The sequence below is a fragment of the Yersinia thracica genome (assembly GCF_902170565.1).
Taxonomy (GTDB): domain Bacteria; phylum Pseudomonadota; class Gammaproteobacteria; order Enterobacterales; family Enterobacteriaceae; genus Yersinia; species Yersinia thracica.
The window spans coordinates 77,173-89,512 of record NZ_CABHXX010000023.1; the positions used below are offsets into that span (position 1 = coordinate 77,173).

Sequence of the window (12,340 nt, forward strand, 5' to 3'; positions counted from 1 at the left end):
GATTAATGACCGCGTAGTTTTTGTTGCAGCTGTTTCACTTGCTCTGCCACATTTAATAAGCTGGCTTCTATTTTCGCCAACCAAGAAGATGGCGTGAATAAGCAAGGTTGATGCTGACTGAATAACCGCCGTTGTTCAGCCAGACTATTTTCCAGCTCTGCCAACTCCACCAGCAACTCGGGCGGCACAGTGGCGGTGGAAGCTCCGGGTTGTGACAATATTGATGGCTGGCGGCTTACATCCAGTACCGTGATATGTAGCTGATCGTCAATCTCCGCATCAATAGATTGGGCATAACCGACACCATTTAATTTGGCGCGTAAAACCCCACCCTTATTGAGCCATTGAGTCAGCGCCTCTTTCTCTATTTGCAGATGATTGACCTGAATATCATGCAAACTGAGCGGTTTTTGCAGAAACAGTGTCAATGTATTGTCAGTGAGATGGTCTGGTAGGGAATATTGCGGCTTACGGCTGAACATACCGCTTTGTTTGGTCACTGTCAGCGCTTGATGGTCACTTTGCTGTTGCTGGTGCTTCAACCATTGGCCATTAATATGCTGGAGCTTCATTAATAAGTTTTGCTGCTGATATCCTTGCTCCGTTAGCAATTGTTCAAGCTGTTGTTGCAGCAATTTTAGCGAACTCAGGTCATGCCATAAGCAATCTTTTAGCAAGATTAAGTCGATGGGGGTTATTTCATCCCGACCACTGAAAAAGGCGCTGGCTTGCAGTAAGCGCAGGGCTTTTTTCCAACGTCGGTCAGAGACATACGGCGCTTGTTCTTGCGCACTGAGCTGTTGACGTAGCTGAAAAATAAGCTCAAAACAGTTATCTGGTAGGGCCATTTTGTCTATCAATGGCTGCCACTGATAAAATTCTTCATCACTGATACTGAGATTTTCAGCCACCGGATTATGATTTTCATTTTGACGGCTGAGTAGCAATGAGCGGAAGTTCTGTTTTTCTTGCACGCGATCCAGCCATAGGCGGATTAGCATCCGGTCATAAAGCGCTTCCAGACTGCTGTCCGCATCCGGCAACTCATTAGAGGCGGTCACCAACAAGCGCATCGGGATACTGTCTTCCCGATCACCATTACGAAAGCGCCGTTCATTAATGGCGGTTAGCAAAGTATTCAGGATAGCCGGGCCGGCTTTCCAAATTTCATCCAGAAAGACGATTTCAGCTTCCGGCAGATAACCTCCGGTCATGCGCTGATAGCGGCCTTCTTCTTTTAGCGCTTGAATAGACAGTGGGCCAAACACTTCTTCCGGCGTAGAAAAACGGGTCATCAGATATTCAAATGCCCGGGCATTGCGGAAAGCAAATTTTAGGCGGCGAGCAATCAGGCTTTTGGCAATCCCCGGCGGGCCAAGTAGGAATACACTTTCGCCACTGAGGGCGGCTAACAGACACAAGCGAATAGCCTCCTGTCTTTCATACAGGCCACTCTCAAGGGCACTGCTCAAACGGGATATTCTTTCAGCTAATTGTGATGATTGCGCCATAATTGCTCTATATGTTCCGTTAGTTGATGAATTTTTACCTGATCAGTGGGAATAAATCCTCTTTTTCTTAGTGGTATATCCTATTTTCCTTCATAGGATAGCTTATTGATTAGTAATATTTTTATATCATCGGCTATTTGTAGTCGATCTATTTCCGCTCTTTTCGTTGCTTGATTTAAGAGTAGGCAATCTATTGAAATGGTGCATACTGTGCGCCTTTTGGTGGGCGTCAAGGGACACAGAACCGAGTATTGCGGTTCTCAAACGTACACATCAGGTTATGGATGTTCTAGCAAAAAGAAATCAATTATGAGCACAGAACATAAACAGTCTTTATCGGCGGTAACCCTGGCAGCAATAGGGGTCGTTTATGGTGATATTGGTACCAGCCCACTCTATACCTTGAGAGAGTGTTTTTCTGGTCATTACGGTTTTGATGTTCGTCCGGATGTGGTATTTGGTTTTTTATCACTGATTTTCTGGATGTTAATTCTGATTGTCTCGGTTAAATATCTAACCTATGTCATGCGCGCGGATAACGCCGGTGAGGGGGGGATTTTAACCTTGATGTCTTTGGCTGGGCGTAATACCTCTTCCAGAGCTACTTCAATTTTGGTGATCCTCGGTTTAATTGGCGGCAGTTTCTTTTATGGCGAGGTGGTCATCACCCCGGCAATATCGGTTATGTCAGCCATCGAAGGGCTGGAAATAGCCGCACCTGCACTTGATCCTTATATTGTCCCCTGCTCTATTGCCGTGTTAACCCTGTTATTTGTGATTCAAAAACACGGGACTGGCAGCGTCGGTAAATTGTTTGCCCCAGTGATGTTGGTTTGGTTCCTGACCTTGGCGTTGCTGGGTTTACGCAGCATTATCGCCAATCCGGAAGTGCTGGCTGCACTGAATCCTAAATGGGCAATAAGCTTCTTTACTGAGTATAAATCTGTTTCATTTTTTGCTCTTGGCGCGGTGGTCTTGGCAATTACCGGGGTGGAAGCCTTATATGCGGATATGGGGCACTTTGGTAAATTTCCTATTCGGTTGGCTTGGTTTACCGTGGTGCTACCCTCATTGGTACTGAATTATTTTGGCCAGGGCGCGTTATTACTGAAAAATCCAGAAGCCATCAAAAATCCCTTTTTCCTGCTCGCCCCTGACTGGGCATTGATTCCACTATTAATACTGGCAACATTGGCGACAGTCATTGCCTCGCAGGCTGTCATCTCGGGTGTATTTTCGCTGACACGGCAAGCCGTTCGTTTAGGTTATTTACCGCCGATGCGCATTATTCATACTTCAGAAATGGAATCTGGTCAGATATATATCCCGGTGATTAACTGGACACTGTATCTGGCGGTAGTCTTGGTGATTGTTGGTTTCGAACGTTCCAGTAATTTGGCTGCCGCCTACGGCATCGCCGTGACCGGTACTATGGTCATCACCAGTATTCTATTCTGTATCGTGGCGCTGAAAAACTGGCACTGGAACCGCTTTTTTGTCTACTTCTTGCTGGTGGCATTACTGATTATTGATGTGCCGATGTTCTCCGCTAACGCACTGAAATTGTTCTCCGGCGGTTGGCTGCCACTGTCATTGGGCTTGGTGATGTTCATCATCATGACTACCTGGAAAAGTGAGCGTTTCAGCTTATTGCGCCGTATGCATGAACACGGTAATTCACTGGAAGCCATGATTGCCTCACTGGAAAAATCACCTCCGGTGCGGGTTCCCGGCACTGCGGTGTATATGTCGCGGGCGATGAATGTTATTCCATTCGCATTGCTGCATAATCTTAAGCATAACAAAGTATTACATGATAGGGTGGTGTTGCTGACACTGCGAACTGAAGATGCGCCCTATGTCCATAATGTTAATCGCGTGACCATCGAGCAGCTCTCACCGACTTTTTGGCGCGTCGTCGCCAGCTATGGTTGGCGCGAAACCCCGAATGTGGAAGAGATTTTCCATCGCTGTGGTTTAGAGGGGTTACCTTGCCAGATGATGGAGACTTCATTCTTTATGTCCCACGAGTCGCTGATTCTGACCAAGCGGCCATGGTATATGTTCTTGCGCGGCAAGCTATTTATTGCCCTCAGCCGTAATGCGCTGCGTGCCGCCGATCAGTTTGAAATCCCGCCGAATCGGGTGATTGAATTGGGGACACAGGTAGAGATTTAGCTCAGAAGGCCGTTAATCATAACGGCCTTTTTCACCTTCATCATTCCCGCTTTTCATTTGTGCAGCGAAACGTTTCGATGGCGATCACAATTCCACCAAATTGGGTTTGCCTTCTGCGGTCATTTTTCTAAACTCAGTATCAGCGAAACGTTTCGCTGTTGGAGTCGAAAATGAAAAAAGGCGCATTACTGAATTCTGATATTTCCGCTGTTATCTCCCGCTTGGGCCATACCGATCAGATTGTGATAGGTGATGCGGGGCTGCCAATACCGGCAACCACCACTCGTATCGATTTGGCACTGACTCGAGGCGTCCCTGGGTTCCTCCAGGTTTTTGAGGTGGTAACACAAGAAATGCAGGTTGAGAGTGCCGTCTTAGCGGAGGAGATTATTAAAAATAACCCGCAACTCCATGAAACGTTGCTTGCACAACTATCACAACTTGAGCAACACCAGGGAAACCAAATTGCTTTGCACTATATCAGCCATGAGGCTTTTAAAGAGCAAACCAAACAAAGTCGGGCAGTGATTCGTAGCGGGGAATGTTCCCCCTTTGCTAACATCATTCTCTGCTCCGGCGTAACTTTCTGAGGCGTTTATGCAACCTTTGCTGCAACTGAAAGGGATTGATAAAGCCTTTCCCGGCGTCAAAGCACTCTCGGGTGCTGCGCTGAGTGTCTATCCCGGCAGGGTGATGGCATTGGTAGGCGAAAATGGGGCCGGAAAATCGACCATGATGAAAGTGCTGACCGGTATCTACCATAAAGATGCCGGCAGTCAGCATTTCTTGGGTAAAGAAGTGGTGTTTAATGGCCCGAAAGACTCGCAGGAAGCGGGAATCGGCATTATTCATCAGGAACTTAACCTGATCCCACAATTAACCATCGCCGAAAATATCTTTTTAGGGCGCGAGTTTGTTAATCGTTTTGGCGGCATAGATTGGAAAAAAATGTATGCCGAAGCCGATTTACTGCTGGCGCGCTTGAATATCAGCTACAGCAGCCATCGGCTGGTGGGCGAGCTTTCCATTGGTGACCAGCAAATGGTGGAAATCGCCAAAGTGCTAAGCTTTGAATCCAAAGTTATCATCATGGATGAGCCAACCGATGCCCTAACTGACACCGAAACGGCCTCTTTATTTAATGTTATTAAAGAGTTGAAAGCAGAAGGCCGCGGTATTGTTTATATCTCCCACCGGTTAAAAGAAATCTTTGAGATTTGCGATGACGTCACGGTGTTCCGTGATGGGCAGTTTATTGCTGAAAAACCGGTTAACACGCTAACCGAAAACTCACTGATTGAGATGATGGTTGGTCGTAAGCTGGAAGAACAATACCCGCGTCTAAATTTACCTCGTGGTGAAAAACGCTTACAGGTCAAACAGCTATGCGGCCCCGGAGTGACAAATGTCAATTTCACCCTCTACAGTGGTGAAATTCTGGGAGTGGCGGGTTTGATGGGCGCAGGCCGCACTGAGCTGATGAAAATCATCTATGGTGCGCTGCCGCGTAAATCCGGATTTGTCATGTTGGATGGCCGTGAAGTCGTGACTCATTCACCGCAAGACGGTTTAGCAAACGGCATTGTTTATATTTCTGAAGATCGTAAACGCGACGGCTTAGTGCTCGGCATGTCAGTTAAAGAAAATATGTCTTTGACTGCATTGCGTTATTTCAGCCGTTCAGGGGGGGCGCTCAAGCATGCGGATGAGCAGCTGGCGGTGGCGGATTTCATTCGTTTATTTAATATCAAAACACCTTCCATGGAGCAGCCGATTGGTTTGTTATCCGGTGGTAATCAGCAAAAAGTGGCTATTGCCCGCGGCCTAATGACTCGGCCAAAAGTGTTGATCCTTGATGAACCCACTCGTGGGGTGGATGTCGGGGCCAAAAAAGAGATTTATCAGCTAATTAACCAATTCAAACAAGAAGGGCTGAGCATCATTCTGGTTTCCTCGGAAATGCCGGAAGTGCTGGGCATGAGTGACCGCATCATTGTGATGCATGAAGGCCAGTTAAGCGGCGAGTTCTCTATTGAACAGGCTACCCAAGAAGTGTTGATGGCCGCGGCTGTCGGCAAGCGCGATTTATTGGAAAAATAATTTATTTATACTCTAAATAATTCGAGTTGCAGGAAGGCAACACACATGCGGCTTGAAGTATGACGAGTAGAACAGGAGTAATCAGATATGAGTTCCCAAACTATCAATACCAAGCGCTGGTTCAGTAAAGAATGGTTATTAGAACAAAAATCACTGATTGCGCTGCTGGTGCTGATTGCTGTGGTTTCGTCACTAAGCCCGAACTTTTTTACCCTTAATAATATGTTTAACATTCTCCAGCAGACTTCCGTCAACGCCATTATGGCCGTTGGGATGACGCTGGTTATCCTGACTTCCGGTATTGACCTGTCGGTGGGGTCATTATTGGCGCTGACTGGCGCGGTAGCGGCCTCCATTGTTGGGTTGGAAGTCAATGCGCTGGTTGCCGTGGGCGCCGCACTGGCTCTGGGGGCGTTTATCGGCGGCATCACCGGGGTGATTGTCGCTAAGGGCAAAGTACAGGCCTTTATTGCCACTTTGGTCATGATGCTGTTATTGCGCGGTGTCACCATGGTTTATACCAATGGTAGCCCGATAAATACCGGATTTACTGATGTTGGCGATACTTTTGGTTGGTTCGGTATTGGCCGTCCATTTGGTGTGCCGACCCCTATCTGGCTGATGGCGATTGTCTTTATCGCGGCCTGGTACATGCTGCATCACACACGTCTGGGCCGCTATATCTATGCGCTGGGGGGGAATGAATCTGCAACTCGCCTCTCTGGTATTAGTGTTGATAAAGTTAAAATTATTGTTTATTCACTCTGTGGATTGTTAGCGGCATTGGCAGGAATTATCGAAGTTGCCCGCTTATCATCAGCACAACCTACAGCCGGTACCGGTTATGAACTGGATGCAATAGCAGCCGTAGTTCTGGGGGGTACTAGCCTCGCCGGGGGTAAAGGGCGGATTGTCGGCACCCTGATCGGCGCATTAATCCTCGGCTTTTTAAATAACGGTTTGAATTTATTGGGTGTCTCCTCTTACTACCAAATGATTGTCAAAGCAGTGGTTATCCTGCTCGCGGTATTGGTAGATAACAAAAAGCAGTAGGCTATTTTACTGGCCATTTTGGGCTTGGGCAGTGCTCAGAATCCTCACGTACTTTGTGTACGCTCCGGTTCTTGTGCGCTGGCCGCACCCAAACTGTCTGCGACAATAACGCCTACTAAGTTGATTTAGCTAACTCCCTACAGGAATTGCGACCATGAAAATGAAGAAACTGGCTACTTTGATCTCTGTTGTTGCATTGAGCGCTACCCTAAGTGCTAACGCGCTGGCAAAAGACACCATTGCGTTGGTGGTTTCCACGCTGAATAACCCGTTCTTTGTTTCAATGAAAGACGGCGCACAAAAAGAAGCGGATAAACTGGGCTACAACTTGGTGATTTTGGATTCCCAAAACAACCCGGCTAAAGAACTGGCTAACGTGCAGGACTTAACCGTGCGCGGCACCAAATTGCTGTTGATCAACCCAACAGATTCCGATGCTGTGGGCAACGCGGTTAAAATGGCCAACCAGGCAAATATTCCTGTCATTACTCTCGACCGCTTGGCTAATGCCGGTACTGTGGTGAGTCACGTAGCTTCTGATAACCGTTTCGGCGGCAAAATGGCTGGCGACTTTATTGCGAAAAAAGTCGGTAGCGACGCCAAAGTGATTCAATTGGAAGGGATTGCTGGCGCATCTGCGGCCCGTGAGCGCGGCGAAGGCTTCAAGCAATCAATGGAAAAAAACAAATTCCAATTGTTGGCTAGCCAACCGGCTGATTTTGACCGGACGAAAGGTTTGAACGTCATGCAAAACTTGCTGACGGCTCACCCAGATGTTCAGGCGGTCTTTGCTCAGAATGACGAAATGGCGCTGGGCGCATTGCGTGCCTTGCAGACTGCGGGCAAAACTGATGTTCTAGTGGTTGGTTTTGATGGCACTGACGATGGTATTAAAGCTGTCGAGAGTGGCAAAATGGGCGCAACTATTGCTCAACGCCCAGACCAAATTGGTGTTATTGGCGTACAAACCGCGGATAAGGTATTGAAAGGCGAGAAAGTACAGGCCGTCATCCCGGTTGATTTGAAATTAGTCACCAAATAATAAAGTTATTCACTAGTCAGTTGTTATTCAATATACCCAAGGTAATTGGAGTTGCAGGTAGGCAGCAAGTGAATTCGAGTCAGTGAATGCCGCTAACCCCCCGCAACTTCAAGTACAAAGGAATAAATACGATGGAAACAGGTAAACTGGTGGTCTTGGGCAGCATTAATGCCGACCATATTCTGAATATTGAGCAGTTTCCACGTCCGGGTGAAACGGTGGTAGGTGAGCAGTATAAAGTTGCTTTCGGTGGCAAAGGGGCTAATCAGGCCGTTGCTGCTGGCCGTAGTGGGGCGAATATCGCGTTTATTGCCTGTGTGGGTGAAGATGATATTGGTGACCGGGTGCGTCAGCAGTTAGTTAGCGATAATATTGATACCCAGCCAATCGAAGCTGTCGCCGGCAGCACTACCGGTGTGGCGCTGATCTTTGTAAATGGTGAGGGCGAGAATGTCATTGGTATTCATGCCGGTGCAAACTCGGCGGTAACTCCTGAATATCTTGGCCGCTACCAGCAGCAGGTTATCGACGCAGATGCATTATTAATGCAACTGGAATCCCCACTTGAGACCGTTATCGCCGCCGCCAAATTGGCGAAACAGCATCAAACTCAGGTTATCCTTAATCCCGCCCCCGCCCGTGAACTGCCCGATGAGCTGTTAACGCTGGTGGATATGATCACCCCAAATGAAACCGAAGCTGAGCGCTTAACCGGTATTCATATTGAGCAGGATGATGACGCAGCGAAAGCCGCGCAAATTTTGCATGATAAAGGTATCGCGACCGTCATTATTACGTTGGGCAGCCGCGGTGTGTGGCTCAGTGAGCGCGGCCAGGGTAAATTAGTGGCTGGGTTCAAAGTGAATGCCGTAGATACTATTGCCGCCGGTGATACATTCAATGGCGCATTACTGACTGCTTTATTGGAAGGCCAATCGATGGACTTAGCGGTTCGTTTTGCTCATGCCGCAGCGGCTATCGCGGTGACGCGCCCTGGCGCACAACCTTCCATTCCATGGCGGGCCGAGATCGACAGTTTCTTACAAGACCGGGTATAACTTTGGCCACCATGAAAGATGTCGCCCGTTTAGCGGGCGTATCAACCTCAACTGTCTCGCATGTTATTAATAAAAATCGTTTTGTTAGCGATCCTATTCGCGACAAAGTGCTGGCTGTCATCAAGCAACTAAACTATGCCCCGTCTGCATTGGCGCGTAGTTTAAAACTCAATGAAACTCGGACTATCGGTATGTTGGTCACGGCCAGTAGCAACCCATTTTACGCCGAAGTGGTTCGTGGTGTGGAGCGCAGTTGCTATGAGCGCGGCTACAGTTTGATTTTGTGTAATACCGAGGGCGATATTGATCGCATGAGCCGTAGCATTGAAACTTTGATGCAAAAACGTGTCGATGGTTTGCTACTGATGTGCACCGAAAGTCACCGCCCGTCACAAGATATTCTGCGTTGTTATCCTTCCCTGCCCATCATTATGATGGACTGGGCCCCTTTCGAAGGGGTAAATGACGTCATTCAGGATAACTCTTTATTAGGCGGGGAAATGGCAACCTCGTATTTGATTGCCAGAGGATATACTCGCATCGCCTGTATTGCTGGCCCACAAGATAAAACCCCCGCTAAAGAACGTTTGGAAGGATACCGCCAAGCTATGCAACGCGCGGGTCTGCCGGTGCTTCCAGGTTATGAAGTGGCGAGTGATTTTGAATTTGGCGGTGGTTTGGTGGCCATGAAACAGTTACTGGCATTGCCGCAGCCCCCTGAAGCGGTCTTTACCGGTAATGATGCTATGGCGGTGGGGGTTTATCAGGCTTTGCATCAAGCCGGGTTATCCATTCCGCAAGATATGGCGGTCATTGGTTATGATGATATTGAAATCGCACAATATATGACGCCACCACTGACGACGATTCACCAGCCGAAAGATTCCCTCGGCGAACTGGCCATTGATACACTTATTCATCGTCTGAATAACCCGGAAGCGGAACCACAAGTTCTGATTCTCACTCCCGAGCTTATCGAGCGCGGGTCAGTTGCAACCCACTAAATTTTACTCTCTGCGGGCTGCGTGACTTTCTTCACATTGCGGCCCTGAATTAAGTTATCGCCATCTTTAGGTTTGAGTAATAAGAACACCACGGATGACAGCAATGTCACCGCACCCATGGTAATAAAGGTGTAGTGGAAGTGGTCAATATTATTCCCAACCGACAACCCATCATAAAACCGCAAAACCACTGCACTGATGGCAACGCCAAAGCTAATCGCCAGTTGCTGGGTTACTGCCAAAACACTGTTACCCGAGCTGGCATTGTTATCCGTTAAATCAGCCAAAGTAATAGTGTTCATTGCGGTGAATTGTGTCGACATCGCCATACCCAACACAAACAGTGGCAATATCATCATCCAAGGCGACATGCCCGGCGATTGAAATGCAAATAAAGCAATCAACACACCGATAATGGCTGTAATACCGACCAATACCTTGCGGTAACCCAATGAACGTAAAACTTGAGTCACGGCTGATTTTGCCATCATCGAGCCAATGGCGGTTGGTGCCATCATGCAACCGGCAATAATAGCGGAATACCCAAATCCGACTTGCAACATCAGCGGCATCAAGAAAGGAACACAGCCAGTCCCTAGACGTGAGGCTACGTTACCGGCAATCCCAACGGAGAAAGTTCGGGTTTTAAACAGCGGCAAACCAATCAGTGGGTTTGGATGGTCTTTGGCATGGAATATATAGAAGAGCAACATTAATAACCCACCCAATAGCACAAGGGCGGGTAGGTAGCTGGCAATATCGGGCCGCCCCATGATTTCCAAGCTCACGGATATCAAGACTAAGCTGCTACCGAACAGCAGGAAACCAATAATATCAAAGGCGCGTTTGGGCATGGTGAAGTCCGGCATATATTTACGGGCATAAAAGATACCCAACAAGCCGATAGGAATATTAAGAATGAAAATCCAATGCCATGTGGCGTAGGTCACCAGCAAACCACCTAATAATGGTCCCATTACCGGGCCAATTAATCCTGGGATGGTGACAAAGTTTAATACCGGTAATAACTCACTGCGCGGATAAGCCCGAATAAGTGCCAGCCGGGCGACGGGCATCATCATCGCGCCACCCACCCCTTGAATAACACGGGAAGCCACCAAAAATGGCAAAGAGCCGGAAAGCGCGCACAGTAATGAACCCAGCGTAAATAATGAAACGGCCAAAATGAACACTCGCCGAGTTCCGAAGCGATCCGCCAGCCAGCCACTCACCGGAATCAACATCGCGACTGTCAGGGTATAGCTGATGATGGCCGACTGCATCGTGAGAGGCGAGCGGTTAAGGCTTTCCGCGATTGAAGGGAGTGCCGTATTCAGTATGGTGGCATCCAAAGCCTGCATAAAGAAAGCCATGGCGGCTATCCAAGGGAGGCCAGCCATGCTGCGCGCAGATTTTATCATTGTCCGTCCTGATTATATTGGGTAGGGGTGGGTACCCTCTCTCTATCTATCTATATATAGATATAAACAAATATAGATATAAACAACATTTGGCCGTTAGTCTTTCTCTTTTAATAACACCTGACAAGCGACTAAAGCACCTTGGCTATCACCAGCCAGAATGGTATCGACAATATTTTGATGGTGTTGCAGCTTAATCACTTCATCGCCGGTAATCGAACGAAAGTAACTGTGATAAACCGAGCTGAACAAATTAGCGAAAGAGGCTAAAAATGGATTACCGCTGGCTTCATAAATGAGTTGATGAAACTGGGCATCCACTTGAATCCATCTCTCACGATTAAAATGGGCATGCAGCTCTCGCATTTCTGTCATTAATGATGCTAGCAGGGCTTTTTGTTTTTCGCTGGCATTGATAGCAGCCAGAGAGCAAGCTTGAGGTTCGAGTGACCGCCTTAATATAAGGAAGTGTTGCATGACTTGATCGAAGTTCTCTTTGGTCATCCACCAGGTCAGTAATTCTTGGTCAAGGAAGTTCCAATTAGTTTGCGGCATCACTCGGGTGCCGATACGGGGGCGCGGTAATAGCATCCCTTTTGCGGCGAGCATCTTTACCGCTTCGCGGACGGCGGTACGGCTGACACCAAATTGTTCCCCCAACTCTATCTCGCCAGGCAATATACTGCCGGCTTCATATTCTCCAGCAAGAATACGCTGGCCAATTTTTTCAGCCAGCAGATACGAGAGATTGCGCTGGGCAGCCTGTTGTTGGGTATTTAGTTGCATGGTGTTTTGTCCTATTTGTCTTCTTATACTTGTATTTTACTCTACTGTTTAACTCGGGTACTGAATGTTTAGCTTAATAATTGTTTAAATTCTGGCCTTTTATCCCATTTTTGCTGAAAAAAAACACGGTTGAAAAGTTTTTTCAAATTAGGGGTTGCAGGCTGTCAGGAACTCCCTATAATGCGCC

10 protein-coding genes are annotated in these 12,340 nt (G+C 47.8%); 7 read left to right on the forward strand and 3 right to left on the reverse strand.

Translation table 11 applies throughout. The features are described 5' to 3' along the window. Positions 1–2: 2 nt before the first annotated feature. Complete coding sequence (gene ravA, locus FTA91_RS03085; RefSeq protein ID WP_050113379.1) at positions 3–1,511, reverse strand: ATPase RavA; 1,509 nt, start codon at positions 1,509–1,511, stop codon at positions 3–5. Positions 1,512–1,820: 309 nt separating this feature from the next. Here ravA and kup point away from each other — a divergent pair, with 309 nt between their 5' ends. From kup to rbsR, 7 genes are all read left to right on the forward strand, one after another. Beyond that, on the forward strand, positions 1,821–3,689 hold the full coding sequence (kup, locus tag FTA91_RS03090; protein WP_050113380.1) for a low affinity potassium transporter Kup: 1,869 nt from the start codon (positions 1,821–1,823) through the stop codon (positions 3,687–3,689). Positions 3,690–3,859: 170 nt separating this feature from the next. Then, complete coding sequence (rbsD, locus tag FTA91_RS03095; protein ID WP_004393068.1) at positions 3,860–4,279, forward strand: D-ribose pyranase; 420 nt, start codon at positions 3,860–3,862, stop codon at positions 4,277–4,279. Between the two features lie 7 nt (positions 4,280–4,286). Next, entirely contained in the window at positions 4,287–5,789 is a 1,503-nt protein-coding gene (gene rbsA / locus FTA91_RS03100; RefSeq protein ID WP_050113381.1) for a ribose ABC transporter ATP-binding protein RbsA, read from the forward strand. Between the two features lie 87 nt (positions 5,790–5,876). After that, positions 5,877–6,842 carry a ribose ABC transporter permease gene (rbsC, locus tag FTA91_RS03105; RefSeq protein WP_049558373.1) on the forward strand — a complete coding sequence of 322 codons (966 nt, stop codon included), beginning with the start codon at positions 5,877–5,879 and terminating at the stop codon, positions 6,840–6,842. A gap of 154 nt (positions 6,843–6,996) precedes the next feature. Beyond that, positions 6,997–7,884 (forward strand): ribose ABC transporter substrate-binding protein RbsB, encoded by an 888-nt coding sequence (rbsB, locus tag FTA91_RS03110; RefSeq protein WP_050113382.1) that lies wholly within the window; start codon positions 6,997–6,999, stop codon positions 7,882–7,884. A gap of 131 nt (positions 7,885–8,015) precedes the next feature. Further along, the gene (rbsK, locus tag FTA91_RS03115) at positions 8,016–8,942 is read left to right on the forward strand and encodes a ribokinase (protein WP_050113383.1); all 927 of its coding nucleotides are present in this window, start codon (positions 8,016–8,018) and stop codon (positions 8,940–8,942) included. Positions 8,943–8,944: 2 nt separating this feature from the next. Beyond that, on the forward strand, positions 8,945–9,946 hold the full coding sequence (rbsR, locus tag FTA91_RS03120) for a ribose operon transcriptional repressor RbsR (protein ID WP_145534694.1): 1,002 nt from the start codon (positions 8,945–8,947) through the stop codon (positions 9,944–9,946). Here rbsR and mdtD read toward each other — a convergent pair. Next, on the reverse strand, positions 9,943–11,367 hold the full coding sequence (gene mdtD, locus FTA91_RS03125; protein ID WP_050113385.1) for a multidrug transporter subunit MdtD: 1,425 nt from the start codon (positions 11,365–11,367) through the stop codon (positions 9,943–9,945). The genes rbsR and mdtD overlap by 4 nt on opposite strands. A gap of 96 nt (positions 11,368–11,463) precedes the next feature. Further along, complete coding sequence (locus tag FTA91_RS03130; protein WP_145534691.1) at positions 11,464–12,153, reverse strand: FadR/GntR family transcriptional regulator; 690 nt, start codon at positions 12,151–12,153, stop codon at positions 11,464–11,466. Positions 12,154–12,340: the final 187 nt, after the last annotated feature.